Raw genomic sequence first — 26,334 nt, forward strand, 5'->3', positions numbered from 1 at the left:
AAACTACAACGTTTTCGTTAAAATTAATTTTAGGGTCTAAAATCTGTTTAGACTATATTTGATAAAACTTTTAAAATGAAATATAACATTCGCTTTGCCCAACAATCAGATATGCCAAAAGTGCTAGAGCTAATTAAAGAGTTAGCCGTTTTTGAAAAAGAACCTGATGCAGTGATTGTTACAGAAGAAGATTTAATAGCACACGGTTTTGGTAAACATCCTTTATTTACCTGTTTTGTTGCCGAAAAAGATGAAGAAATTATAGCAATAGCTTTAATTTATTTTAGGTTTTCTACATGGAAAGGAAAGACCGTTCATCTTGAAGATTTAATAGTAAAACAAGCGTATAGAGGACAAGGTTTAGGTACGTTATTATTTGACGAAGTGATAAAATATGGTTACAGTCAAGGTGTGCAACGCGTGTGTTGGGAAGTGTTAGATTGGAATACAAATGCCATTAAATTTTATGAGAAAAAAGGTGCGAAAATTTTAAAAGATTGGTATTTGGCACAGCTTGAAGGTGATGCCATAAAAAACTACATAGACAATTTATAAATGAGAGTATTTAAGTTTGGAGGCGCATCTGTAAAAGACGCTTTAGGTGTAAAAAATTTAGTGTCTGTTTTAGAACAAGTAGGATATGAAAATACCCTAATTGTCATTTCTGCAATGGGCAAAACAACCAATGCAATGGAAGTTGTGATTGGTAATTATTTTAATAATCAAGCCGAATTACAAAGTGCTTTACAAGAGGTTATAAAATACCATAATCAAATAATTTTTGACTTGTTTGAAAACGAAATGCACCCTGTTTTTAATACTGTAAAAGTACTTTTTGACGAGTTAAAAGCATTTTTAAAGACTAATAAATCGCCTGATTACAATTTTGTTTACGATCAAGTAATAGGTTATGGCGAGTTGGTTTCGACCACAATAATAAGTGCGTATTTAAATGAAGTTGGTTACAAAAACAATTGGATAGACGTAAGGCAATTAATAAAAACAGACGATTATTACAGACGTGCTAATGTAAATTGGGATCAAACGCAAACTAATATTTTAACCCATGTAAATACTAAGCAATTAAATATTACACAAGGGTTTTTAGGAAGCGATAAAAACAATTTTACAACGACTTTAGGAAGAGAAGGAAGTGATTACACCGCAGCAATTATTGCCTATTGTTTAAATGCAGAAAGTGTTACCATCTGGAAAGATGTTCCAGGCGTACTAAACGCAGATCCAAGATATTTTGAAAACGCACAATTGTTAAACGTTATTTCCTATACAGAAGCAATTGAGTTAGCTTTTTATGGTGCATCAGTAATACATCCAAAAACTTTGCAGCCACTACAACGTAAAGAGATTCCGTTGCATGTAAAGTCCTTTATCCAACCACAAAATAACGGTACAGTAGTTAAAAAGTTTAAAGGAATTGATCCCGTTGTGCCATGTTTCATTTTAAAACAAAATCAAGTGCTAATATCGTTGTCTACTTTAGATTTTTCTTATGTAGTAGAAGAAAATATCAGCGAAATTTTTAACTTGTTATCCAAATACAAAATGAAAGTAGATGTGATTCAAAACTCAGCCATAAGTTTTTCGGTGTGTTTTGAAAACAATTATAATAACTTAGAGCCGTTATTACTTCATCTAAAAGCTAAATTTAAAGTTACTTGTCATGATAATGTTTCATTATATACCATTAGACATTTTAACGAGCAAGCTATACAAAATTTAGAAAAAGGAAAATCGGTTTTATTAAAACAAATGTACCAAAACACGGTACAAATAGTAACTAAATAAATGTTTGCTTACATTTGTAAGCACTAACTAAAAAGATAAATGGGATTAGTCACTGCTAAAGAAGTTTCTACAGCTATAAAACTTGACAAATATGGGTTTTTGGGCACTTTTGTTGGATGGCTTTTAATGAAAGTTTTAAAAATATCTACACTAAATAAAATTTATAATCGAAATAAACACCTCGAAAACTTAGAGTTTTTAGACAGTATTTTAAATGAATTTCAAATAAAATTTGAAATTCCTGAAGAAGACCTAAAACGTTTACCAAAAGATGGCGCTTATATTACTGTTTCTAATCATCCATTAGGAGGTATTGACGGTATTTTGTTATTAAAATTGATGTTAGAACAACGCAAAGATTTTAAGATTATAGCTAACTTTTTGCTACATCGTATAGAGCCATTAAAACCTTATATTATGCCTGTTAATCCTTTTGAAGACAGGAAAGACGCCAAGTCAAGTATCTCTGGTTTTAAGCATGCTATTATGCATTTGAAAGAAGGTCATCCTTTAGGGATTTTTCCAGCAGGAGAAGTATCGACCTATAAGGATGGAAAATTAATGGTTGATAAACCTTGGGAAGAAGCAGCTATGAAGTTGGTACAAAAAGCTAATGTGCCAGTTGTGCCAATTTATTTTCACGCCAAAAACAGTAACCTTTTTTATAAGTTATCTAAGATTAGCGATACGTTTAGAACCGCAAAATTACCTTCTGAATTACTTACCCAAAAAAGACGTGTTATTAAGGTTAGAATAGGTAGACCAGTTTCTGTTGCAGATCAAAATGAACATGAAAGCTTAGCCGATTTTTCAGAATTTTTAAGACGAAAAACTTACATGCTTTCTAATTCTTTTGAGCCTAAAGAGAAGATTATCGAGACGATTTCATCTACGTTAAAATCGCCTAAAAGTATAAGACCACCAAAAAAAATCGTAACTCCTGTAAGTCAAGATGCTATGATTGCTGAGGTGAATGCTTTGCGTGATGCCGATTTAAAATTACTAACTAGTAAAAACTACGAGGTCTTTTTAGCATCTGCAGATAAGATGCCTAATTTGTTAAGAGAAATAGGTCGCTTGCGCGAAATTACTTTTAGAGAAGTAGGAGAAGGTACCAATGAAGCTATAGATTTAGATGCGTTTGACACCTATTACCACCATATGTTTTTATGGGATAACGAAGCTAATGTTATAGCAGGAGCATACCGTATGGGATTAGGATCTAAGATTTTTGCAACCTATGGTATAGATGGTTTTTACCTTCAGGATTTATTTAGATTTGAGCCAGAATTGTATAAAATGATGAGCCAATCTATAGAGATGGGTCGTGCTTTTATCATTAAAGAATACCAACAAAAACCAATGCCTTTATTTTTGCTTTGGAAAGGTATTGTACACACTACATTACGCTATCCAGAACACAAGTATTTAATTGGAGGCGTAAGTATAAGTAATCAGTTTTCTAACTTCTCAAAATCGTTAATGATTGAGTTTATGAAGTCGCATTACTACGATCCTTATATAGCACAATACGTTAGACCTAAAAAAGAATTTAAGGTCAAGCTTAAAGATGCCGATAAAGATTTTGTTTTCGATTCTACCGAAGCAGATTTAAATAAGTTTGATAAGATTATTGATGAGATTGAACCAGGCGCATTACGCTTACCAGTATTACTTAAAAAGTACATCAAGCAAAATGCACGTTTAGTAGCTTTTAATGTAGATCCTTTGTTTAATAACTCGGTTGACGGTTTAATGTATATTGAAATAGCAGACTTACCAGAAAGTACTGTTAGACCAGTAATGGAAGAATTTCAAGCAGAATTAGAGCGTAAACTATCTGAGCAAAATGAAAGTGAGTAGTTACTTAGAACAACTCACTTGCGTTTTTACAAAAAAGTCATTTACAACGCGTCTACACTCATTTAACTGATCCTTATTGATTGTGTAGTATAAGTTTTTACCTTTTACTTTTTGATCTAACAATCCAGTTTTACGTATTTCAGCAAGATGTTGAGATATGGTTGGTTGTGCTAAACCAATAGCTTTTACCAAATCGTTACAGTTACAATTTTTGTTTTCGCTAATGTGTTGTATGATGGCAACACGTGCAGGATGACCAATAACTTTTGTATAGTTAGCAATAGTGTTAATTTGATCTGTAAAAATATGTTTTTTTGTAAACCCCATAGTTTAATTATTTATAAACGTGATATTGCAATATTACAATTTTATTAAATAAAATAAAAGTCTAAACATTAGTCTAGACTTCATGATTTTTACTTTTTACCAAACAACCTTTGAAAGAAGCTTTTAGTTTTTTTAGTAGTTTCTTCAATAACTTCTTTAGCATCTTCTGCTAGCTCATCTAATTTTTCTTCTGCCTCATCTGCAAATTTAGATACCTTTTCTTTAGTTTCGTCTACAAACTCTTTTGCATCTTCATTAATAAACTCGGTTGTTTTTGCTTTAGCTTTCTCATAAGCTGCTTTAGCATCGTCTTTAAGTTCGTCTAGTTTTTCTTCAGCTTCATCAGCTATTTTAGACGCTTTTTCTTTAGCCTCATCATAAAGTTCTTTAGCATCTTCTTCTACAAATTCTTTTGCTTTTGCTTTTGCTTTTTCAAAAGTGTCTTTTGCGTCTGCTTTTATATCTTCAAACTTATTTTCAGCTTTTTCTGTAAACTGGTCTATTTTTTCTTTAGCTTGTTCTGTGTTTTTGGTAGTATTATTTAGCTCTTCAGCTTTATCTTCTAGGTTTTTGTTGTCTTCGCTCATTGGTTTTGTATTTTAATTGGTTATTTTTCAAAAGCACTATCAATTGGTTCCCATAATTCTATTTTATTACCATCATTATCCATAATCCAACCAAATTTTCCATAACTATAGGTTTCCATTTCACCAATAATTGTTACGCCTTCTTCTTTTAAAACCTTTAGTAGTTCTTCTAGGTTTTCGACTCTATAATTAAACATAAAGTCTTTTTTTGAGGGTTCGTAATATTTGGTATCTTGATCAAAAGCACTCCATTGTGTAGAGCATTTATTACCTGCTTCATCTTTCCACCAAAAAGTACAACCGTAATCGTCGGTATTAAATCCTAAATGTTTTTGATACCAATCTTTTGTCGCTTTTGGGTCTTTGGTTTTAAAGAATAAACCTCCAATTCCTGTAACTTTTTTTTTCATTTTATTTTTTCTTTAATGCGGATTCATAGATTGAAATCCATTCTTCAACTGTCATTTTTTGTACTAGTTCTGCAATTAAATCATAAGGAATTTCGTCTATTTTTTTAAACCTAACACAGCTTTTTCCCATATCTAGTTTACGTTTATTATGCTTTGGATATTCATTGACAAACCAGTTATGTAATTCTGGTTTTGCATAAATACCGCTATGGTAAAAGTTAATTGAGTTTTTTTGAGAAGCAAAACTCATAAAAGGTAATGGTAATTTTGGATCACAATGGTACCCATCTGGATAAATCTCGTGAGGTACAACATAACCAATCATGTTGTAGTTTATACACTCTTTAAACCCATTAGGTAAATTGTCGTTTATTGTTTTACGAAGTTTTTTTAAAGCGTCTTGTCTATCTTCAGGGACTTGTTTTATGTAATCTTCGGGTGTTTTTGCGTCGTATGTCATTTAGTGTTTTATTGAAACACTAAGTTAGCAAAATTTTGCTTTTATTTTATTTACGATTGTTTGTGCTAGTTTTTCTTTACTTTCTAAAGTCCAACCTGCTACATGTGGAGAAAGAATTACATTTTGTGCTTCTATTAAATATTGAAATGCTTCTGGTAAAGTTGAAGAAAATAAACTTTCAAAAGATGCTTTTTCATATTCTAAGACATCTAATCCAGCACCTAAAATTTTGCCAGATTTTAAAGCATTAACCAAATCTGAAGTTACGACGCTTTTACCTCTTGCGGTATTTATTAACCAAAATGGTTTTTTAAAATTATTAATAAAGTCTTGGTTGACCATACCAATAGTTAAAGGCGTTTCTGGTGTGTGAAGACTTAAAACATCTGCTTCTTCTTGAAGTTTTTGTAAAGACACTTGTGTAGCATTTTCATCCTCTACGTTGTCTTTTATATCATAACATAAAACTTTGACATCAAAGCCACGAAGTTTTTTTGCAAACGCTTTACCCATGTTACCATAACCGATAAGTCCAACGGTTTTTCCATCAAGCTCGATACCTCTATTATCTTCGCGTAGCCATTTACCGTTACGTATTTCGTTATCTGCTTTATTTAATTTATTAAACAAGGATAAAAGCATAGCTAAACTGTGTTCTCCAACAGCATTTCGGTTGCCTTCTGGAGCAGAAATTAGTGTAATACCTTTACTCTCGGCATAATCACAATCTATATTTTCTAAACCAGCACCAACGCGACCTATAAATTTTAGATTGGTTGCTGCGTCTAAAAATGTTTTGTCAATACTAAACCTACTTCTTATGATAAAGCCATCATAATCTTTAATTTTTAGTTTGATTTCTTCTTTTGATGAGGTGTAATCTTCATCATTAATAAAACCTAAATCATTAAGTTGATTAAGTAATAAGGGATGATTGGTGTCTAAGTGTAAAATTTTCATTTTAGTTAAAATCCTAAAATTATTTTGGCGACTAAAAAGTATAAAAACACACCAAAAATATCATTGCTTGTTGTTATAAAAGGTCCTGTTGCTACTGCTGGATCTATTCCTTTTTTATCTAAAAAAATAGGGATAAATGTACCTATTAATGCTGCCATAATAATTACAGTGATTAAGGCAATACCAATGGTAAAAGATACATTATATGGCGCACCAAATATAAAATGAGTGATAATAAATGCTAATAAGCCGATTGCTATACCATTAACTAAACCTAAAAGTAATTCTTTTAAAAGTCTTTTAAATACATTGTTGCCAATGCTACCATTAGCAAGACCTTGTACAATAATTGCACTAGATTGTACGCCAACATTACCAGCAGTACCTTGAATTAATGGAACAAAACTAAGAAGGATAATATATGGTCCTAAATTACCACTAAAACTATCAATAATACTTGCTGCACCAATACCACCGACAACACCAATTAGCAGCCAAGGTAAACGTGCACGTGTTAATTTAAATATACTATCATCTGCCTCTACATCTTGAGAGATACCTGCTGCCATTTGATAATCTTTATCGGCTTCTTCACGAATAACATCTACAATATCATCAATGGTAATACGACCTAGTAAAGTACGATCTTGATCTATAACTGGTATAGCTTCTAAGTCATATTTTTGCATTATTCTTGCCACTTCTTCTGCTTCTTCATCTACAAAAACATAGTCTACATTTGTGTTACAAAGTTCTGCAATTTTTTGGTCGCTTTTAGCGGTAATTAAATCTTTTAAAGAAAGTCTACCTACTAGTTTTTCTTGTTTATCTACAACGTAAATTGAATGTACACGAGTAACATCTTTTGCTTGACCACGTATACGACGTAAACAACCGGCTACAGTCCAAGTTTCGTAAACTTTTACAAGTTCTTTTGCCATTAATCCACCAGCAGTATCTTCGTCGTACTTTAAAAGTTCTTTAATTTCGGCTTTGTGCTCTAAATCTTCAATTTTAGAGATGACTTCGTGCTGTCTTTCTTCTGGTAATTCGGCAATAATATCTGCAGCGTCATCGGTATCTAGCTCTTCAATTTCTTCTGCAATTTCTTTAGCAGAAAGATTTCTTAAGACTTTCTCTCGATTGTCTTCATCAAGCTCCATTAAGATATCTGCAGTTGTTTCAGAATCTAAAAGCTTAATCACATACATGGCTTCTTCTAGATTGACTTCATCTAGTATTTCAGCAATATCAGCATAATGGTATTCGTCAAGTAGTTTTTTTAATTCTTTATCATTTTTTTGTTCGATAAGAACTTTTACTTGTTCAATAAGCTGATCTGTTAACTGAAATTGTATGTTTTCTTTTTCTTCCAAACGCAGATATTATTTGTCGTGTTCTATTAATTGGGTAAGCGTTATAAATTGATCAACGCTTAGTTGTTCTGGACGCTGGTCAAAGATACTATTTGCTTTTAAATTATCAGACAAATTGAAGGTTTTTAAACTGTTACGGATGGTTTTGCGACGTTGCTGAAAGGCTTGTTTTACAACCTTGAAAAATAAAACTTCATCACAAGGTAAACTATAATTGTCTTTTCTTATTAAGCGCAACACACCAGAATCTACTTTTGGTGGCGGATTAAAAACGTTTGGTGGCACAGTAAATAAATACTCTGCATCATAAAATGCTTGGGTTAAGACAGAAAGAATGCCGTATACTTTAGAGCCTTCTTTAGAGCATATACGCTTGGCAACTTCCTTTTGAAACATTCCGGAAAATTCTGGAATTTGGTCGCGCATTTCTAAAGTTTTAAACACAATTTGTGTAGAAATATTATAAGGGAAATTACCAGATATAGCAAAAGGTTGGTCGCCAAAAGTCTCTTTTAAATCGTATTTTAAAAAGTCTTTTTCTAAAATACGTGGCGCTAAATGTAGATAGTTGTTTTTTAAATAATCAACGCTTTCTGTATCTATTTCAATAACATAAGTTGTTATTGGTTTTTCTAGTAAATATTTGGTCAATACGCCCATTCCTGGACCAATTTCTAAGACTTGATCGTAACCGTTTAAGGTTAAGGCATCTGCTATTTTTTGTGCAATACTTTCGTCTTCCAAAAAATGTTGACCTAAAAACTTTTTGGCTTTGACTTCGGTTTTATTTCTATGGTTTTTAGACATGGTTAGTTTTTTGAAAGGGTTTTATATTATAATGAATTTTTGCTGAATTACTTAAAATCTACAGAATATTCATCTACAACTTCAAGTTCTGTTCTAAAAGCAAGTATTTTATCTGCAAACTTTTGTAATCCATCTTGTCTTAGTTGTTCTGCATGATTAGCGTAGTAATCTTCTAAAGCTTCACGCGAATGTGCACGATATTGAATAGAGTAGGTTTGTCCGCCCATTTCTTCTTCTACTAAAACTTTAGTTAGTTTTGCTTCTGTAAATTTTCCTGTGGCTAATACTTGCGGTATATGCTCTTTTATCCAAGTTAGCCACTCGTTATGCACAGAGTCGTCTATGTTTACGGTTACGTTATATATAATCATTTTGTTTTTTTTAGTTAATATCATCACCACGAAGTTTTCTAAACTTTTTACGCGCCTCTACATAAAAAATACTATCTGGATGATCAAAAAGAATCGTTTCGTAATAGGGTTTTGCTTCTTCGGGTTGGTTATAAGTGTTGTTTAATAATTCGGCTAAATTATAAAGTGCATTGTCTAATAAAATGCTGTCTTTGAAGTCTTTAATTATACGTAGATAATTAGCTTTGGCGCTGTCGTAATCGTGTTCTTTTTCAAATAATTCAGCTTGTTTTAATAAAGCTTGCGGAACAATAACCTCGGTTTTATGCGCTTTTAAAATATCGTTTAAAATAGCTATTGCTGGTTTATTTTTATTTTGAAATGCTAACAAATCTGCCTTAGCGTATTTTTTTAAAGCAGTTTGTGTACTGTCCTCGGCACGATTATCACTGATTAACAACTTTAAATCCAACGCGTCATTAGCGGTTAGTTGTGATGTAGATGCTTTTAAAATTTTTAGCTGAGATTCTGCCCATTTAAAATCGCCTTTATAATAACTAGCTTTTGCAACTCTAAATCTAGCTTCTTGAGAAATTGGACTGTTTTTTAAGTTACGTTGAATTTGAGTGTAATAAATTAAAGCTTGATTAAACTTCTCTTGAAATACTAGAATATCACCAAGTTCAAGTTTGACTTCGGCTAAATAAATCTCAGGAATATTATACTTTAACGTGTTTTTTAATATTGAAATAGCTTCTTCAGGCTGCTCTAAGTAAAAGGCTAAAAAATGAGCATAGGACTTTTGAACTTTTAAAGTTTGAGGTGTTTTACCGTATTGCTCAAAAAGCAACGTATATGATTTTTCAATGTCATTATAGTCTTTTGGTAAGGCTATTTCGGTTTTTAATTCTATAGTTTTTAGTTGTGCTTCTAATTGCGTTGAAATGTCTTGGGACGTTTCTACAACATATTCAAAAATAGAAATTGCCATGTCGTAATCCTTGTTATTTTGAGCGATAAATCCAAGTTCGATAACACGATCTAAACTTTCAAGTTGTCTTTTGTAAATGGCTTTTTCTTGTGCAAATGCTTTGTTGTAATCTTTTTGTTGGATAAATAACCAGCTCAGCATTTCGTTCCACATTAAATCTGGATTTTGCTGTATTTTTTTTAGCAAGGTTTTTCTTAAGATAATATTGCCTTCGTTGTCACTATCTTCTGTGATAAATTCGCTTATATATCGCTTTATTGTGTCTAGATACGTTGGGTTTGCAGAGATAAAATTTAAATAGCTATCAAACATTTTTTCTATGTTAGATTGCTCTCCATAGATACGTGCTAATTGCAAATTAAAGTTTAAGCTAGGTTGTAATTGCATAGCTTTTGTGTATGCTTGAATTGCTTCTTCTAACAAAGAATGATTTTGAAATACACGACCTATGCTGTAAGCGTTTGTAGGTCTTTGCTCTAGTGTTGCTATTGCTTTTTGATAGTTTTTATTAGCGTTAATTGTATCGTTTTGTAATTGATAGTTGTAGCCTAGTTCTACAAGTATACTTGGAGAGCTTCTTTTTTCTAAAGCTTCAATAAGTCTTTGTTCTGCATCTTTGTAAAGCTCTAATTCTTGCTCAATTTCAACAATTTTAAGTAAGTAATTTGTGTTGTATGGCTTGTCTTTAAAAAGTCTTTTGTAACTGGATAATGCTTTTTCAAATTCGCCATTTTTAAAATATTCACTTGCAACAATTTCGTCTTGAGCGTAAGAACACAAGCAAAAAAAGAAGATTAATATTGTTAAAACGCGCTTTAAAAACATAGGGTAAATATAACAAATCCGATAGGGACATTATGTAAATATAATGCAAAAAAAATGCCCGAAATTAATCAGGCATTTGCCAATCTAATAAAAGTGCTATTAATCATATATTCACTATAAGATTCAATTACTAAGATTGGGGTATATCTATGTAATAAATTTTTAGTTTTTGGCTAAAACAATCCCATGTTTAGACTCTGAAGAGATACTAAAATCTGTATTAAAAATTTTAGTCATTATTATAATAAAGAGAATACATAGTAAAATTCTAGCTATAGTCTTCATAATAAGGTAGATTTTAATTAAGAAAACAATCAAATAAAAGGTTTTTTTAAAACTTAGCAAAACTAACAACTCAAAAATCGTTAAAAAACGTCAATTTTTAACACTTTAACGATTCTAAAGGTTGTTTTGTAAGGAAATATTGACTTTTATCGATGATTTTAGTCAATCCACTCAAAACCAGTATAAGGTACTAAAACATCTGGTATTTTAATTCCTTTTTCGGTTTGGTAATTTTCTAATATACCTGCTAAAACACGAGGTAAAGCTAATGAGCTACCATTTAATGTATGAGCAAGCTCGTTTTTACCTTCTTTATTTTTAAACCTAAGCTTTAAACGATTAGCTTGATAGGTTTCAAAATTAGATACACTAGATATTTCTAACCAACGGTCTTGAGCTGTAGAAAACACTTCAAAATCAAAAGTTAAAGCAGATGTAAACCCAATATCACCACCGCATAATCGTAAAATACGATAAGGTAATTTTAACTCTTTTAAAATCTCTTTTATATGATTAACCATGCTATCTAAAGCATTATAAGAATTATCAGGATGTTCTACTCTAATAATTTCTACTTTATCAAATTGGTGTAAGCGGTTTAAACCACGTACGTGTGCACCGTAACTTCCAGCTTCACGTCTAAAGCATGGTGTATAACCTGTTATACCGATAGGTAAGTCGCTTTCGTTTAATAATACATCTCTAAAGATGTTGGTTCCTGGTACTTCGGCAGTAGGGATTAGATATAAATTATCTTCAGTAACATGATACATTTGCCCTTCTTTATCAGGTAACTGTCCTGTGCCAAAACCAGAAGCTTCGTTTACTAAGTGAGGTAGTTGAAACTCGGTATAACCAGCTTCGGTATTTTTATCTAAAAAGTAAGCAATTAAAGCGCGTTGTAATCTTGCGCCTTTACCTTTATACACAGGAAAACCAGCGCCAGTAATTTTGTTACCAAGCTCAAAATCTATGATATCGTATTTTTTTGCTAATTCCCAATGCGGTAAAGCTTCACTGTGTAATTGTGGCACATCGCCTTCACGGTAAACCTCTTCGTTGTCTTCATCGGTATTTCCCGATGGGACACTATCGTGCGGTACGTTAGGGATTTGATAAAGTAGTTCATTTAAAGCATCTACTTTTTCGTTTAGCTGTTCTGATAAGGTTTTAGAACTTTCTTTTAAATCGCCAGTTTTAGCTTTAAGAGCGTTAGCTTCTTCAGTTTTACCAGACTTAAACAACATACCAATTTCTTTGGAGATACTGTTAGATTCTGCCAATACATTATCTAATTGAGCTTGTAATGTACGGCGTTCTTCATCTAAACTAATTACTTGGTCAACTAAAGGTTTAGCATCTATATTTCTTACTGCTAAACGATTTATAACCGCTTCTTTGTTCTCTCTAATAAAAGGTAGTTGTAACATTGTTTTTTTATTGTTTGGGCGTTACCTAAAGGTCAGGTTTTCCGTTGTATCTTTTTTTGCCATATATGGCAGCAAAAAAAGGATGCCACTTCAACCCTTAACGCAAAATAGTAACGCTAAAATTAAGTGGTAAAAGTAGTAAGATTTTAGGTTTATAAAAACAATTTATTTATCTAATTGAGACGGTAATATCCAATCACTATGTTTATTCCAATGCCAAGGTACAGAAGCTAAATCTACATTTTGATTAATTAGGCGTTTGTATGGTCTTCCGTTTATACTAATTTTTGAGTCTACATATACCTTAACGTCTTTACCGTTTTTAGCATATTCTTTTTTTAAATGTTGGGCAAATTGCCAAATCACATCTGGTTTACAACTAGCAGATCTAATTTGCTTTTTTGTTAGGTAATCGGTCATTTTAATAAACTCGGTTTTATTTGTGTTTTTGTCTATCACTTTATAGCTAGTATAACCCGATCTAGACCGTAGCATCATACGCCATGATAGTCTATGACCTTCTTCGGTCCAAAGTACGTTGTCTGTAAAAAAATGTTGCCTTAGCGGTAATGCAATTTGAAATGCAAAATAGATAACGCCAACAGTAATTAAAATTGGTTTGTAGTTTTTTACTATAATTTCATTTTTGGTATAGAGCGGTTTCTTTTTAAGGAATAAGTTTTTAATTTTTTTAGGTTCAAAAAAGAAAAGCGAAAAAGCTAAAGCTAGATAAGGAAATATCCCAACCTGAAATACTATTGAATTAAATAGATGAAAGAAAATTGAAGCTATGAAAATGTATTTTCTTGTTGGTTTATAAAGTAATAAGGGTATGACTAATCCGTCGTATAATATGCCGCCATAAGCAATAAAAGGCGCAACAAACTTATGTTGTAGAAACCCACCAATTATAGGATAATTTATTTTTCCTGCCATTAATTGTTTTGGTACTGATAAATCTAACCAATCAGGATACATTTTTGCAATAGATGCATAGGTGTAAAGAATAAATAACTGAATAACAAATACCCATTTTACCCAACTAGGCATTGATATTTGTTTAATTTTTGGATTTAATTTTGCGTCTAAAGAAGCATATTTGTTTGCTGGTAAAAACACCATTATTGCGCTTAAAAGCATTAATAAATAATAATGGTTGTTGTAGGATGATTTTTGCATTAAATATGTACAAGACCACATTAAAGCGAAAGCAAACATACTTAATCGGTATTTGTACCCAACCATTATTAGTAGTCCGAAAATACCCATAACCGTATAATAAACATACATCCAATCTCCAGGTAAGGGTTGTAAAAAGTCAAAACCAATAAAGTTGAAAGTAAATTTAGGCTCTACTAAAGTGCGTGTAACCCAACCTGTAAAAATAGCACCAACAGATTCTAAAAAACAAAGTAAACCAAAAATAATACGAAACACTATTAGTGAGCTGTTATCAATTTGTTTAAATAAGAATTTGTTAAGCATGAGATTTTATAAATTCTAAAGCATTTTTTTTATCAATATGAAGCTGACTTTGTAATTCTTCAACAGAACTAAACTTTTGCTCATCGCGAAGTCTTTGTAATAATTCGATTTTCAAATTTTTTCCGTAAAGGTTTTTATTAAAATCAAAAAAATGAGTTTCGATAGTTTGATGTTTCCCGTTAACTGTTGGATTGTAGCCAATATTCATCATTCCAAAAACATCTTTATTATCAATATTAGATTTGACTACATAAACACCATGTTTTGGGATAAGTTTATAGGTCTCTTTTATGTATAAATTAGCTGTTGGATAGTTAATAGTTTTACCTAGTTTTTTACCATCAATTACTTTTCCGGTGAGCATAAAATTATATCCTAAATAAGTATTGGCGGTTTTTATATCGCCTTCTTGTAAAGCGGCTCTAATTTTTGTTGAACTTACCGCAACATCGTTAATGTCTTGTTTAGAAATTTCTTCAACTTCAAAATCAAAATCCTTTCCAAATTGTTTTAAATCTTCAATGTTAGCATTTCTATTTCTACCAAAATGATGATCGTATCCAATAATGATGTGCTTTGCTTTAAGATGATCTACAAGAATGTTTTTTACAAAATCTTCGGCTGTTAATCTAGAAAATTCTTTTGTGAATTCTTTTATGACTAAGTTAGAAATACCGAATTGTTTAAGAATGTCTTTTTTCTCATCAATTGTATTGATAAGTTTAATATTAGCATCTTTTTGTAAAACCATCCTAGGATGTGGGAAGAAGGTTAATAGTGAAGGTGTGAGGTTTTTTATTTTAGAAACTTCAACCAAACGTTTGATAATTTTTTGATGTCCTATGTGGACACCATCAAAAGTGCCTATGGTTAAAACGGTATGGTTAGAGTTGTTTTCTTTCACTATTAAATATCTTGTGTATGCAAAAATAAAAAAGCCAATTGATTTAACTCAATTGGCTTTAGTTATTTATTTACTAAACTAATTTTTAGTAATCATATATTAAGTGAATTTAATGTTAAGGTTTTTTTGTATTTTTAAGAACTAATTAAAACAAAAACAATGAGAAAACAACTACTATTACTTGCATTTTCTTTATTTTTTATTTCTGCTATTGCTCAAAACTCATGGCAAAAGTTATCAAATAGTAAATTAGGAAGTGTTAACTTAAACAAGTTTGATTCTAACGGTTCAGCTTTATTTAATTTAGATATTGAATCGTTTAGAACTTCATTACAAGGCGCTCCATTAAGGGCAAGTTCTAATGGTAAATCAAATAAAATAGTTTCAATACCTGATGAATCAGGAAGGCTAAATCAATTTAGAATTGTAGAGGCTCCTGTCTTGTCTGAAGAGTTATCAGCTCAGTATCCTAATATTAAAACTTATTTAGGTTCTGATGTAAATGATGTTTCAACAAGAATTAGATTTAGTGTCACTCCTTTAGGGGTTAATGTTATGATTACTTATCCTAATAAAGAAACTACATTTATACAACCTCTTTCAAGATTTTCAAACGTTGAACATGTAGTCTACAAAAGAAAATTTGTTAATGAAGATATAAGACCTTTTGAGTGCTTGACAGAAGACACTAAAAATAGAAACCAAGATTCAAGTTCATCTAGAATAATGGATGCTAATGATCAATTGTTAAGAGATTATAGAATTGCTATCTCAACAACTGGAGAATATACTCAATTTTGGGATGATGGTAATGCAGGTAATGGAAATGCACAACAAGATGCTTTGGCACAAGTGGTTTCTACATTAAACAGAGTAAACGAAGTGTATGAAGTGGACATGGCTATAACTTTTACGCTTGTAACAGGTACAGAAATTATTTTCCCAAGTCCCTCTTCAGATCCCTATACAGGTAGCTTTAATACTCAATTGCAAAATGAATTAACATCTACAGTAGGAGAAGCAAATTATGATATAGGTCATTTATTTGCTTATGCAGGTAATAATGGAAATGCAGGATGCATAGGATGTGTTTGTGTAGATAACCAAAAGGGAAGCGGGTTTTCTGCTCACTCTTTTTTAGATAATGATGGAGGAGCTTATATGTCAGATTTTTTTGATATAGATTATGTGCCTCATGAAATTGGTCATCAAATGGGAGCAAATCATACATTTGCATTTAATACTGAAGGTTCAGGTGTTAACTCAGAACCAGGTAGTGGAACAACTATCATGGGGTACGCGGGTATTACAGGAGGTAACGATGTACAAGATCATAGTGATCCTTATTTTCACTATCACAGTATTAATCAAATTCTAACTAATGTAGCTAGTGCTCCTAATAATTGTGCTACAACAACGCCAATAACTAATAATCCTCCAGTTGCTAATGCAGGTTTGGACTACACAATTCCTAATGGTACAGCTTTTATTTTAAAAGGAGCTGCGACAGATTCAGACTCTGGAGATATACTAACTTATACTTGGGAACAAATAGATAGTGGTTCTACAACTAATACATCTTTTGGACCAACGCATACAGGACCTGTTTGGAGATCTAGACCTCCAAGCACTAACCCAGATAGATACATGCCAATTGTAGAGCGTGTTGTAGCAGGGCAATTAACAGAAACGAATCCTACTGAAACTTTCGATAATAGCTCATGGGAAACAGTTTCTACTATTGGAAGAACATTAAATTTTGCTTTAACTGTAAGAGATAGATCAGAGTCAGGAGGAGTTGGGCAAACACCACAAAGTGATTTTGATACTATGACAGTTACAGTAGATGGTAGTTCTGGACCATTTACAGTAACTTCACAAACATCTGCAGTTACTTGGGATGCTGGTTCTTCACAAACAATAACATGGGATGTTGCAGGTACAAATGCAGGAGCTGTAAACACACCTACAGTTAATATTAAACTCTCAACAGATGGAGGTTATACCTATCCATTTACATTAGCAACGAATGTTCCTAATGATGGTTCTCATGATATTACTGTTCCTGTAACAGGAGGAGATACTTCTACAGCAAGAATAATGGTAGAAGGTAATAATAATATATTTTACGCTATAAACTCAACAAACTTCAATATTCAAGAATCAGAATTTGTATTGACAGCAAACAATTCTCCTGTTGATGTATGTAGTCCTAATGATGCGGTATTTAACTTTACTTATAATACATTTCTTGGTTTTTCTGGAACAACAACATTTTCTACTTCTGGATTACCAGCAGGTGCTTCTGCAACAATAAATCCAACTACAGTTACTGCAGATGGGACTACGGTAACAGTAACAGTAACAGGTATTGGTAGTTTGTCTATAGGGAATTATCCGTTTACTTTAACAGGTACATCAGGATCGCTTACTAGTTCAGCAAATGTTGAATTTAACGTTAACGATACAAGCTTTACTACTATTAATACAATAACTCCTGCATTAGGAGCTACAGATGTGGCGCCTTCAAATGCCGTGTTTACATGGGATTCAGATCCAAATGCTACATCTTACGAATTAGACATTGCTACAGATTCAGGCTTTTCTTCAATTGTAGATAGTCAAATTTTAACTACTAATACCTATACTACAACTAGTTTAGCAACTCAAACTATGTATTGGTGGAGAGTAAGAGCTGTAAATGATTGTGGTAATGGAGCGTATGCTACTTCAGATTTTCAAACAGCTAATATAGCATGTAACATATATTCTTCTAGTGATACTCCGATTGCTATACCAGATGCTAGTGCTACAGGAATATCTTCAGTTATTACAGTTACAGATGTTAGTTCAATAACAGATATTAATGTAACAATCAATGTTACCCATACTTATGCATCAGACTTGACAATTTCATTAATAAGTCCTGCAGGAACAGAAGTGATTCTAAGTTTAGAGAATGGCGGGTCTGGAGAAAACTATACAAATACTGTTTTTGATGATGACGCAGCTAATCCAATTGCTAGTGGTGCAACACCTTTTACAGGAGCTTTTCAGCCAACAGAGGCTCTTTCAGTTTTAAATTCAGAATTCTCTTCTGGAGATTGGCAATTAAAAGTTGTTGATAATTATGGCTTTGATACAGGTAATATAGAAAGTTGGTCTATAGAAATTTGTGGAGCACCTCAAAACGATACTGACGGAGACGGTATACCAGATGCATCGGATAACTGTGTTAACACTCCAAACTTTGATCAAGCAGATACAGATGGTGATGGTATAGGAGATGTTTGTGATGATGATATAGATGGTGATGGAATTTTGAATGCATCAGATAATTGCGTTTACACACCAAATGCAGACCAAGCAGACACTGATGGAGATGGTGTAGGAGATGTATGTGATGTTGAGTGTACTGTCTATAGTGCAACAGATCTACCTATTACAATAGCTTCAAGTGGAGCTAACGCAAATTATACGTCTATAATTAATGTTACAGAAGATGCACCTGTTGCAGATGTTAACGTAACAATAAGTATAGATCATGCTTGGAATAGTGATTTAGATATTTTCTTAATTAGTCCTCAAGGGACAATAGTTGAACTATCTACTGGAAACGGAGGAAGTTCTGATAATTATACGAATACTGTATTTGATCAAGATGCCAGTACACCTATAACAGCAGGAACAGCGCCTTATACGGGAGTGTTTGTTCCTGAAGGAGATTTATCTGTGTTGAATGGAGAAATGTCTAGTGGAGATTGGACGCTATCAGTTGATGATACTTATGGTGCTGCAGATGGTGGTACAATACTATCTTTTGATATAGAGCTTTGTTTATTTAGCTCTTTATCTACAGATGAAGTAAGTTATAACAACTCACAGTTTAGTGTTTATCCAAACCCTAACAATGGAGAGTTCACTATTAAAATGAAAAACTCTAATTTTAAAGAAGACTTAGATATATCTGTTTATGATGTAAGAGGAAGAAAGGTGTTTAATCAAAGTTTTAAAAATTCTAATGATTTCTCTCAAACTATAAGGTTAGATAATGTAGAATCTGGTATGTATTTACTTAATGTTACAGATGGAGTTAATACAACAACTAAAAAACTTATTATAGAGTAAGTTGTTAAAAATATATAAATAAAAAAAGGAAGCTATTTAGCTTCCTTTTTTATTTTCCATTGTAAGTATTCATTGTGTTATTGATGCCAGCAGTGCCAAAAGATTTAATAATTTCCAGGCTTTTATCTAGTCGCTCTGGTAGTTTTTGGTTTTCTTCTTCTTCCCATTCGCCTAAAACATAGTCTACTTGTTTTCCTTTACTAAAGGTGTCACTTATTCCAAATCTAAAGCGGTTGTATTTTGTAGTGTTTAATTTATCTTGAATATCTTTTAATCCGTTATGACCACCATCACTTCCTTTGGTTTTTAAGCGTAAGGTGCCAAAGGGTAAGTTTAAGTCGTCTGTGATAACAAGTAAATTTTCTAGCGGAATTTTTTCTTTAGTTAACCAATATTGTACGGCCTTACCACTAAGATTCATATAAGTACTTGGTTTTAAAAGTATAAATGTTCTTCCTTTAAATTTATAAGTAGTTACATCACCTAGTTTTACGGTTTCAAAAGTTAATTCTTCTTTAGATGCTAAGTGATCTAATATTTTAAAACCAATATTATGTCTGGTATTTGTATATTTTTCGCCAATGTTTCCTAAGCCAACTACTAGAAATTTTTTCATAGGATTTTTTTCTTCAACTAAAACAGTTTGACTTCTTGTAAAGAGTTTTTTTAAGAATTTACACATGTTTTAGGTGTTTTGTTATTTTCAAAAATAAAAAAAGCATTCTGAATTAACAGAATGCTTTATACTTTAACTGAATATTAGTCTATTCTTCAGTAGCTGCTTCAGTAGAGTCATCTGCTCCTTCTTCTCCATCTTCATCTTCGTCTTCATCAGCTACAGCCATAGATGCTCTAGAACGTCTTACTTGACATACTACAGTATTATCTGGATGCATAAATTTGAAGTCTTCGCTTTGTAATGCAGTGATGTATAATTTACTACCAATTTTTAATTCAGTAATATCTGCATCAATGTAATCTGGTAAGTTACCTGGTAAAGCTTTAACACGTAAACTACGTTTGTTTTTACGTAAAACACCACCATTTCTTACACCTCTAGAGTTACCTGTATAGTTAACAGGAATTTCCATAGTTATTTCTTTATTCTCAAATAATTGATAGAAGTCAATGTGTAAGATATTATCTGTTACTGGGTGAAACTGAATGTCTTGTAAAATAGCATTGTAAGTGTCACCATTTTCAAGCTCAATCACAACTGTATGCGCGTTTGGCGTGTATACTAGTTTTGAGAAGGCTAATTCTGGTGCAGAGAAATGCACTGGATTGTCTCCTCCGTATAAAACGCAAGGAACCTGACCAGCATTACGTAAGGCTTTTGTTGCTTTTTTGCCCACGCTTTCTCTTTGAGATCCGTTGATTGTAATTGATTTCATAATTGTTATTTATATTTATTTAATTATTTCTACATTATAAATTTTGAACTTATAGATGCATTATGATGTACATTATGCATTACTTCTGCAAATAAATTTGCGCAGCTCAAAACTTTTACTTTTTTACTTTCTTGCTTAAGAGGAATAGAGTCTGTTACAATTAATTCTTCTAATCGAGAGTTTTCTAATCGCTCATAAGCGCTACCTGATAAGATTGGATGTGTACAAATAGCTCTTACGCTTTTTGCGCCTCTTTCCATCATTAAATCAGCAGCTTTGGTTAATGTTCCAGCAGTGTCAACCATATCATCTACTAAAACTACGTTTTTACCTGTAACGTCTCCGATAAGTTCCATATGAGAAATCACATTGGCTTTAGCGCGTTGTTTGTAACAGATTACAACGTCACTTTGTAATGCTTTAGAGTAAGCATAAGCACGTTTTGATCCTCCCATATCTGGAGAAGCTATAGTTAAATTGTCAAGATTTAACTCTTTTAAATACGGTAAAAATATAGTAGATGCAAATAAGTGATCTACTGGTTTTTCAAAGAACCCTTGTATTTGGTCTGCATGCAAGTCCATTGTTATAATGCGTGTTGCTCCTGCAGTTTCCAACATTTTTGCAACTAATTTTGCTGCAATTGGCACTCTTGGTTTATCTTTTCTGTCTTGTCTTGCCCAACCAAAATAAGGTAAAACAGCTGTAATGTGTCTTGCAGATGCGCGTTTTGCAGCATCAATCATTAACAACATTTCCATTAAATTTTCTGAGCTTGGATTTGTTGATCCAATGATGAAAATTCTTGTACCTCTTATAGATTCTTCATATGAAGGTTGAAACTCTCCATCGCTATAGGTTGAGGTGATAATTTTACCAAGCTTAGTACCGTAAGCAGCCGCAATTTTTTCTGCTAAAGCTTTACTTTGCGTTATAGAAAATATCTTTGCTTCTGTTGTTGTACTAGACATAGTAATGTGTTGTTAAGCAGCACTTAAGACTACAGATTTTTAATTGGGTGCAAATTTAGTATAATTTTTGAGCTTTAAAAGATATTAGTGGCTATTTTTAGTATAAAAATTAAAAATTATAGTTAATTTTGCCGTCCAATTTGCTCAAGTGGCGGAATTGGTAGACGCGCCGGATTCAAAATCCGGTTCTTCGGAGTGCGGGTTCGATTCCCGCCTTGAGTACTAATTGGGACAAATCAATTTTTTTCGATTTGTCCCATTTTTTATTTCCTTTAAAATCCTTGTTAATACTAGAAATTTTTAAAAGTAGTGGATTGATGTCAGCGGTTCGAACACTTTGATTTTCAAATTGGAAGTTTTTAGGGAAAATCGAACCGATTAATCTTCTCTTAAGATCTATATCGCTGTTATTGAATTGTTTATCAAAAGATTCAAGTTTCTTTAGACCATTTTTATAGATTGAAAGTATATCCTTTTGATTTTTCCAGTTTTGCTCAACGGCATTCAATTCAGACAATCTATTTTGATAACGCACTTTTGTACTTTTGTACTCTTCTCTATCAAAATCTCCATCTAAATAAAGATCTTGAAGTCTTTCTAACTTATGCTTTATGGAACTTACTTCTTCATAATGTTTAGGACTCAATCTACTTGATTTAGTGAGACTTTTAAAACGGTTTTCAATAATCTTTTGCAATAACTCACTGGAGTTAGGATTTAGAGAAATCCCACCTAAGAAATCATTGAACCAAGATTCTACTTCTTCAACTTTGTAGCGAGTACTACAAGGCTTTTCACAGTGATAATATGCGTAATACCGACTTCTTCCCTTTGAAGAACTTGCTTTAAGAGGTTTTAGGCAATTAGGACAAAGCACAAAACCTTTAAAGGGATATTTTTTATTGATTTTTTTGTGTCTAACTTGATATTGTCTTTTGCCACCATCAATATGAACTTGAACCTTTTCAAAAAGATCTTTTGTGATAAGTGGCTCGTGGATTCCCTTTATTACCCGCTCAAGCTCATCATTGAAAGCACTTAATATTATGTCTCCATGATAGATGGGGTTTCTGATTATTCTAGCAAATGCAGATTTACTTGTTTTGAAACCCTTACCTTTCAGTTTAATCAATACTGTTTTTTGGGAATATAAACCTAGGCTAAGTAACTTGAACCCTTCTTTTATATACTTAGCATCTTTATTTGGAATTAAAATAGGTTTGTTTTGTTTGTCCCTTCCCATATCGTACCCTTTAGGAGGAGAAACTACATACCTTCCTTCCTTGAAAGCACGCCTAATTCCAGCTTTAACATTCAATGAGCGTCTTTGGTTTTCAACCTCAGGCATGGAAAGGTAAACTGCTAACATCAATCCCTGTTCAGGAATAGATAGGTCTAGAGGTTGTTCGATGGCGTTAACAAGAACTCCTAGTTCCGTGAACTCATTAATCTTGTTATAGGATTCAGAAGTATTACGAGAGAAACGATCCCATTTTGTAAAAAGAACTTGGTCTACTGATTTGTAGTTTTTTTTGATGTAAGACATCATTTTCTTGAACTCAGGACGATTGAAAGTCTTTGCTGAATGGTCTTCCTTGAATATAGAAATAACATTAAAATTGTTATTAGAACAATAGCTGAGTAATTTCTCTTCTTGGTCTCGTAGTGAAAATCCCTTGTCAGCCTGCTCATCTGTGGAGACTCTTACATAGAGAAAAACATTTTTCATAGTATTAAACTTTTTGGTTGCATATGATATCAGCGAAACATTCTAATATCAAAATTATCTCAGTTACTTCGCTATTATCAAAGGCGTTGTTATTATCTTTATTTAATATTTGTTTGGCAACATTGTGAAAACTGGTTTTCTGGTCCATCTCTGTTTGGATTGAAACCAGGCTTTGTTTTCAGGAACTGATTATGTTCTACGATGTGTATCATTTTTGGAAATATTTAAGTATCACTCTTTTTTAATAAGTGTTATTTTGTAATTATCATTGGAGCGTATATCAATTAAAAGCTTTGAGCCTTTCATGATCTTATTTGTTAAAATATATTTAGCTAATTGCTCTCGGCTCTTATGCTGTTCAGTTATAACTAAAGGTTTAATATCTCTTTTCTCAAAAGCTATCTCAACAATTTTAGGTCTTTTAAAAACAACAATATCCCTTATTTGCCTTTCGACATTGAAAAGGTATTTGAGGTCCTTTATTTTTCGGTTATCAAATTCATGTAACAATATCTTTGAAAGAATGGGCACTAATGGAATACTAAGCATAGGTTTTTGTAGATAAATACTCTTTAAATCTAAAATTAAGTCCAAATTGCCATCATGAAACATATAATCGTTTGTTTCAGGTACGAAAAGAAAGTTATGTGGTATTCCGTTTCTATAGAAAGCTGATTTAACAGCATCGGTAAAAGGATTAATAATGGTCCTGAAATAATGCTCCATAAGCAATTCATTACGCAAGTGAGATTTAAGCTTATCAATTTCTTGTTTTGGTAAATTATGGGGGTTATTCTTTATATTATATTCAAAGACTCTATCAGCATACTTTTGCTCTCTAGGTTCTTGCCACACCTTATAGGCTAGCTTCTCTAGATTTTCAATTGAGACTTTAAAACCAATCAATTCACTCACTATCGATACCCAAACTGCTTGAGCGAGGTTAAGTCGTATCCATTTTGCTTTTTTATTTTTTTTATTATCATTATCCGAAATAACATCAACTAGCTTATTTATATCAGGTGATTGTTCTACAGGAACAAATGGGACAATTCGTTCTCTAATCCAATGATTTATATTTTTTGAACTTATGTCTAATTGGTTAGGGCCAAGTTCTCTAGACTCAAAGATGGCATTTCCAATTTCCTCAATTGTTTTTGTTGTCATTGTAAAAATAATTACTCAAATATAGTAAAAAGTAAAAAAAGAATTATATTTGGATATAAAATATTTCAAAATGAAATGGAATATGTTTAAAAAATTGAAAAACAGAATATTAAAATTAAAAAAAGTTAAGTATACCAATACAATACCATTGATATACTAATAGTTTACTACTGGTAAATCATAGGTATACCAACTAAAACACATAAACAAATTACACTATTATGGACACAACAAGAAACGTAACAATAAGCTTCAAGACTACTGCTGAGGAGAAAACAGCTCTACAACAGATAGCTAACGATAAGAACATTTCAAGATCAGAGCTTATAGCTAGTATCGTAAATGGATTTAAAAATCAGTATGATTACATTGGAAAAACATCTCCAAAGGAGAAAGAGCTAAATGAAAAATTAAATAACCTTTTAAAAGAAAACAGAAAACTGATTTTGTCTTTAGAAAATGCCGAGCATAGAATAGAGATAGAACAAAAAGCGAATCAAAAGTATGTCAAAGAACAACTTGAAATGAACAAGACCATTTTCGACATGAAGGGACAACTAAAAACAGCTAAAAAGGACATCGCTAGTTTAAACGAACAGTTAATATCGATTGAAGCGCCTAATAGAGATGATACAAGCCCCGAACTTTTATGGGGCTCTCTGGGCTCATTATTGATATCTGGCCTTGCATTGTTTTTCGCACCAAGGTTATTCAATCACTAACTTAATAAAGCATTTGGAAAAAGGCTGAGTAAGTGCGCAATCCTTAACCCAATTAAAATTTGTAGGTTATTACATATCAACCAATATCTCGTTGGATTAACTGACCACGGTAATCAATTCTGAAAGATATATACGCAATATTAAATAGTTAAAAAACCTATCACAATACGCCAAGTCTATGTATTTAAGTAATTATCACTTTTATCTTGACTATAGGAAGTCTCCAAACTAAAAGTCAGAGTCTAAACTTATTTTGCAAATCTGATATGAGGCAAAAAGGTTAGGAACAATATAGCTGCTCTTACCATTCGGTAGGCCATATAATTGACAAATCTTGAAATAAAACTGGTATTTTTATAGATAGTATCAATCGTAACCTCATTGCATTGATTGATAATATTTTGAAAATCAGAACGTAATAATTCGGAAAAGTAAGGTGAATGTATTTCAACATTCATTTCGATACTTCCATAGCAGCTAAGGTCATTGAGGTTAAATGAACCTATTGTGGACCATTTGTTATCCACCACAGCCGCTTTGCCGTGCACGACAGAATTATTCCATTCATATATTAGCACATTTTGTTTTAAAAATAATGAATATAAATAAGAGGTTGCATTACGTATTAAAGGCACATCACTAATCCCTGCTAATATTAGCGTTACTTTTACTTTCCTTTTACAAGCACCTATTATAGCATTGTTTAGTCTTCTTCCTGGTAAAAAATAAGAACTGACAATGACTATTTCATTCTTGGCTTGGTTGATGGAATTTGTGTAAGAGTCGCATACTTCAGTTTTGTTTTTAAGCCAATCGTTTTGTCTAATACCAACAAGTGTTTTTCCTGCAGAATGTAATACAGGTTTTATTTTTTTTGAGCTTCTGTCTTTAAAAAAATAATCGCGACACAGTTTTTGCAAATCTTGGGCAGCTGGGCAATCTAATTTTATAGCATAATCTAGCCAAGGCTCATCACTTTCTTTACCGCGATATTTATTTGCAATATTTATTCCTCCTATGATTGCAAATTTAGCATCAGCTACAATTACTTTGTGATGCATCCTTCTTCCTAAATAAAAGTTGTTGACAGAAAATAACGGCGAAAAAAATCGAAAAAATATTCCACTCTGCTGCAAATCTTTTATGAAATTATCAGAAAGAGATGAGCTGCCATAAGCATCTAATAGGATATAAACCTTCACATTTCGATGTGCTGCTTCTTTTAAACAATTTGCTATATCATTTCCTGTTTCATCATTTTCAAAAATGTAGGTTTGTAAATGAATCTCTTCTTGTGCATTTTCAATGATTTCTTTCATCTTAACGAAATATTCATCACCGGAATGTATCAATTTTA

General features: G+C 32.2%; 23 protein-coding genes and 1 tRNA gene. 6 read left to right on the top strand and 18 right to left on the bottom strand.

From position 1 onward, the window contains the following. Window positions 1–75: 75 nt before the first annotated feature. The 3 genes from WA327_RS06695 to WA327_RS06705 are packed head-to-tail and all read left to right on the top strand — an operon-like array spanning window position 76 to window position 3,669. Window positions 76–555: a GNAT family N-acetyltransferase gene (locus WA327_RS06695; protein WP_336067911.1), complete on the top strand. Its 480-nt coding sequence runs from the start codon at window positions 76–78 to the stop codon at window positions 553–555. After that, on the top strand, window positions 556–1,806 hold the full coding sequence (locus WA327_RS06700; RefSeq protein WP_336067912.1) for an aspartate kinase: 1,251 nt from the start codon (window positions 556–558) through the stop codon (window positions 1,804–1,806). 39 nt (window positions 1,807–1,845) lie between these two features. Next, the gene (locus WA327_RS06705; RefSeq protein WP_336067913.1) at window positions 1,846–3,669 is read left to right on the top strand and encodes a lysophospholipid acyltransferase family protein; all 1,824 of its coding nucleotides are present in this window, start codon (window positions 1,846–1,848) and stop codon (window positions 3,667–3,669) included. Here WA327_RS06705 and WA327_RS06710 read toward each other — a convergent pair whose 3' ends face one another. The 12 genes from WA327_RS06710 to WA327_RS06765 form a co-directional block, all read right to left on the bottom strand. Then, window positions 3,670–3,996, bottom strand: coding sequence for a metalloregulator ArsR/SmtB family transcription factor (locus tag WA327_RS06710; RefSeq protein WP_336067915.1), 327 nt, complete (start codon window positions 3,994–3,996; stop codon window positions 3,670–3,672). An 89-nt stretch (window positions 3,997–4,085) separates the two neighbouring features. Continuing rightward, window positions 4,086–4,583: a hypothetical protein gene (locus WA327_RS06715; RefSeq protein WP_106677296.1), complete on the bottom strand. Its 498-nt coding sequence runs from the start codon at window positions 4,581–4,583 to the stop codon at window positions 4,086–4,088. Between the two features lie 20 nt (window positions 4,584–4,603). Next, complete coding sequence (locus WA327_RS06720) at window positions 4,604–4,993, bottom strand: VOC family protein (protein WP_336067917.1); 390 nt, start codon at window positions 4,991–4,993, stop codon at window positions 4,604–4,606. 1 nt (window position 4,994) lies between these two features. Then, window positions 4,995–5,453: a DUF1801 domain-containing protein gene (locus tag WA327_RS06725; protein ID WP_106677298.1), complete on the bottom strand. Its 459-nt coding sequence runs from the start codon at window positions 5,451–5,453 to the stop codon at window positions 4,995–4,997. Window positions 5,454–5,477: 24 nt separating this feature from the next. Then, the gene (locus WA327_RS06730) at window positions 5,478–6,413 is read right to left on the bottom strand and encodes a 2-hydroxyacid dehydrogenase (protein ID WP_336067919.1); all 936 of its coding nucleotides are present in this window, start codon (window positions 6,411–6,413) and stop codon (window positions 5,478–5,480) included. A 5-nt stretch (window positions 6,414–6,418) separates the two neighbouring features. Beyond that, entirely contained in the window at window positions 6,419–7,789 is a 1,371-nt protein-coding gene (gene mgtE / locus WA327_RS06735; protein ID WP_336067921.1) for a magnesium transporter, read from the bottom strand. A gap of 9 nt (window positions 7,790–7,798) precedes the next feature. Next, entirely contained in the window at window positions 7,799–8,596 is a 798-nt protein-coding gene (gene rsmA / locus WA327_RS06740) for a 16S rRNA (adenine(1518)-N(6)/adenine(1519)-N(6))-dimethyltransferase RsmA (protein ID WP_336067923.1), read from the bottom strand. Window positions 8,597–8,643: 47 nt separating this feature from the next. Continuing rightward, window positions 8,644–8,967, bottom strand: coding sequence for a DUF4286 family protein (locus tag WA327_RS06745; protein ID WP_336067926.1), 324 nt, complete (start codon window positions 8,965–8,967; stop codon window positions 8,644–8,646). Between the two features lie 10 nt (window positions 8,968–8,977). Further along, window positions 8,978–10,762 carry a tetratricopeptide repeat protein gene (locus WA327_RS06750; protein WP_336067928.1) on the bottom strand — a complete coding sequence of 595 codons (1,785 nt, stop codon included), beginning with the start codon at window positions 10,760–10,762 and terminating at the stop codon, window positions 8,978–8,980. A gap of 443 nt (window positions 10,763–11,205) precedes the next feature. Further along, window positions 11,206–12,477: a serine--tRNA ligase gene (serS, locus tag WA327_RS06755; RefSeq protein WP_336067930.1), complete on the bottom strand. Its 1,272-nt coding sequence runs from the start codon at window positions 12,475–12,477 to the stop codon at window positions 11,206–11,208. A 165-nt stretch (window positions 12,478–12,642) separates the two neighbouring features. Next, window positions 12,643–13,962, bottom strand: coding sequence for an HTTM domain-containing protein (locus WA327_RS06760; protein ID WP_336067932.1), 1,320 nt, complete (start codon window positions 13,960–13,962; stop codon window positions 12,643–12,645). Continuing rightward, window positions 13,955–14,866, bottom strand: coding sequence for a bifunctional riboflavin kinase/FAD synthetase (locus tag WA327_RS06765; protein WP_407942448.1), 912 nt, complete (start codon window positions 14,864–14,866; stop codon window positions 13,955–13,957). The genes WA327_RS06760 and WA327_RS06765 overlap by 8 nt, the downstream gene beginning before the upstream one ends. A gap of 159 nt (window positions 14,867–15,025) precedes the next feature. Here WA327_RS06765 and WA327_RS06770 point away from each other — a divergent pair, with 159 nt between their 5' ends. After that, complete coding sequence (locus WA327_RS06770; protein WP_336067934.1) at window positions 15,026–18,994, top strand: reprolysin-like metallopeptidase; 3,969 nt, start codon at window positions 15,026–15,028, stop codon at window positions 18,992–18,994. 49 nt (window positions 18,995–19,043) lie between these two features. On the opposite strand, the gene pth is transcribed toward WA327_RS06770, so the two are convergent. The 3 genes from pth to WA327_RS06785 form a co-directional block, all read right to left on the bottom strand. Next, on the bottom strand, window positions 19,044–19,676 hold the full coding sequence (pth, locus tag WA327_RS06775) for an aminoacyl-tRNA hydrolase (protein ID WP_407942449.1): 633 nt from the start codon (window positions 19,674–19,676) through the stop codon (window positions 19,044–19,046). An 82-nt stretch (window positions 19,677–19,758) separates the two neighbouring features. Continuing rightward, complete coding sequence (locus WA327_RS06780) at window positions 19,759–20,388, bottom strand: 50S ribosomal protein L25/general stress protein Ctc (RefSeq protein ID WP_336067939.1); 630 nt, start codon at window positions 20,386–20,388, stop codon at window positions 19,759–19,761. 29 nt (window positions 20,389–20,417) lie between these two features. Beyond that, window positions 20,418–21,359: a ribose-phosphate pyrophosphokinase gene (locus WA327_RS06785; protein WP_336067941.1), complete on the bottom strand. Its 942-nt coding sequence runs from the start codon at window positions 21,357–21,359 to the stop codon at window positions 20,418–20,420. Window positions 21,360–21,501: 142 nt separating this feature from the next. Here WA327_RS06785 and WA327_RS06790 point away from each other — a divergent pair. Further along, a tRNA-Leu gene (locus WA327_RS06790) sits at window positions 21,502–21,581 on the top strand. On the opposite strand, the gene WA327_RS15055 is transcribed toward WA327_RS06790, so the two are convergent. Both WA327_RS15055 and WA327_RS06795 read right to left on the bottom strand, forming a co-directional pair. After that, window positions 21,535–23,088 (bottom strand): recombinase family protein, encoded by a 1,554-nt coding sequence (locus tag WA327_RS15055; RefSeq protein ID WP_407942455.1) that lies wholly within the window; start codon window positions 23,086–23,088, stop codon window positions 21,535–21,537. The two genes, WA327_RS06790 and WA327_RS15055, sit on opposite strands and share 47 nt — an antisense overlap. A 231-nt stretch (window positions 23,089–23,319) precedes the next feature. Beyond that, window positions 23,320–24,255, bottom strand: coding sequence for a hypothetical protein (locus tag WA327_RS06795; RefSeq protein ID WP_331810502.1), 936 nt, complete (start codon window positions 24,253–24,255; stop codon window positions 23,320–23,322). Between the two features lie 221 nt (window positions 24,256–24,476). Here WA327_RS06795 and WA327_RS06800 point away from each other — a divergent pair, with 221 nt between their 5' ends. Beyond that, window positions 24,477–24,977, top strand: coding sequence for a hypothetical protein (locus WA327_RS06800; protein ID WP_331810503.1), 501 nt, complete (start codon window positions 24,477–24,479; stop codon window positions 24,975–24,977). Window positions 24,978–25,225: 248 nt separating this feature from the next. Here the strand turns inward: WA327_RS06800 and WA327_RS06805 are convergent, their stop codons facing one another. After that, window positions 25,226–26,296 carry a phospholipase D-like domain-containing protein gene (locus WA327_RS06805; protein WP_336067946.1) on the bottom strand — a complete coding sequence of 357 codons (1,071 nt, stop codon included), beginning with the start codon at window positions 26,294–26,296 and terminating at the stop codon, window positions 25,226–25,228. Between the last annotated feature and the right edge of the window lie 38 nt (window positions 26,297–26,334).

Origin of the sequence: Mesoflavibacter sp. CH_XMU1404-2, from assembly GCF_037029465.1 — a bacterium.
Classification (GTDB): domain Bacteria; phylum Bacteroidota; class Bacteroidia; order Flavobacteriales; family Flavobacteriaceae; genus Mesoflavibacter.

Excerpts from the sequence above, each read along its gene's own strand:
- WA327_RS06800 (WP_331810503.1), top strand. The coding sequence starts at position 24,477 with ATGGACACAACAAGAAACGTAACAATAAGCTTCAAGACTACTGCTGAG.
- WA327_RS06705 (WP_336067913.1), top strand. The coding sequence starts at position 1,846 with ATGGGATTAGTCACTGCTAAAGAAGTTTCTACAGCTATAAAACTTGAC.
- WA327_RS06745 (WP_336067926.1), bottom strand. The coding sequence starts at position 8,967 with ATGATTATATATAACGTAACCGTAAACATAGACGACTCTGTGCATAAC.
- WA327_RS06725 (WP_106677298.1), bottom strand. The coding sequence starts at position 5,453 with ATGACATACGACGCAAAAACACCCGAAGATTACATAAAACAAGTCCCT.
- WA327_RS06695 (WP_336067911.1), top strand. The coding sequence starts at position 76 with ATGAAATATAACATTCGCTTTGCCCAACAATCAGATATGCCAAAAGTG.
- WA327_RS06805 (WP_336067946.1), bottom strand. The coding sequence starts at position 26,296 with ATGAAAGAAATCATTGAAAATGCACAAGAAGAGATTCATTTACAAACC.
- WA327_RS06780 (WP_336067939.1), bottom strand. The coding sequence starts at position 20,388 with ATGAAATCAATTACAATCAACGGATCTCAAAGAGAAAGCGTGGGCAAA.
- WA327_RS06730 (WP_336067919.1), bottom strand. The coding sequence starts at position 6,413 with ATGAAAATTTTACACTTAGACACCAATCATCCCTTATTACTTAATCAA.
- WA327_RS06750 (WP_336067928.1), bottom strand. The coding sequence starts at position 10,762 with ATGTTTTTAAAGCGCGTTTTAACAATATTAATCTTCTTTTTTTGCTTG.
- rsmA (WP_336067923.1), bottom strand. The coding sequence starts at position 8,596 with ATGTCTAAAAACCATAGAAATAAAACCGAAGTCAAAGCCAAAAAGTTT.
- WA327_RS06785 (WP_336067941.1), bottom strand. The coding sequence starts at position 21,359 with ATGTCTAGTACAACAACAGAAGCAAAGATATTTTCTATAACGCAAAGT.
- pth (WP_407942449.1), bottom strand. The coding sequence starts at position 19,676 with ATGTGTAAATTCTTAAAAAAACTCTTTACAAGAAGTCAAACTGTTTTA.
- WA327_RS06770 (WP_336067934.1), top strand. The coding sequence starts at position 15,026 with ATGAGAAAACAACTACTATTACTTGCATTTTCTTTATTTTTTATTTCT.
- WA327_RS06710 (WP_336067915.1), bottom strand. The coding sequence starts at position 3,996 with ATGGGGTTTACAAAAAAACATATTTTTACAGATCAAATTAACACTATT.
- WA327_RS06720 (WP_336067917.1), bottom strand. The coding sequence starts at position 4,993 with ATGAAAAAAAAAGTTACAGGAATTGGAGGTTTATTCTTTAAAACCAAA.
- WA327_RS06795 (WP_331810502.1), bottom strand. The coding sequence starts at position 24,255 with ATGACAACAAAAACAATTGAGGAAATTGGAAATGCCATCTTTGAGTCT.
- WA327_RS06700 (WP_336067912.1), top strand. The coding sequence starts at position 556 with ATGAGAGTATTTAAGTTTGGAGGCGCATCTGTAAAAGACGCTTTAGGT.
- WA327_RS15055 (WP_407942455.1), bottom strand. The coding sequence starts at position 23,088 with ATGAAAAATGTTTTTCTCTATGTAAGAGTCTCCACAGATGAGCAGGCT.
- serS (WP_336067930.1), bottom strand. The coding sequence starts at position 12,477 with ATGTTACAACTACCTTTTATTAGAGAGAACAAAGAAGCGGTTATAAAT.
- WA327_RS06760 (WP_336067932.1), bottom strand. The coding sequence starts at position 13,962 with ATGCTTAACAAATTCTTATTTAAACAAATTGATAACAGCTCACTAATA.
- WA327_RS06715 (WP_106677296.1), bottom strand. The coding sequence starts at position 4,583 with ATGAGCGAAGACAACAAAAACCTAGAAGATAAAGCTGAAGAGCTAAAT.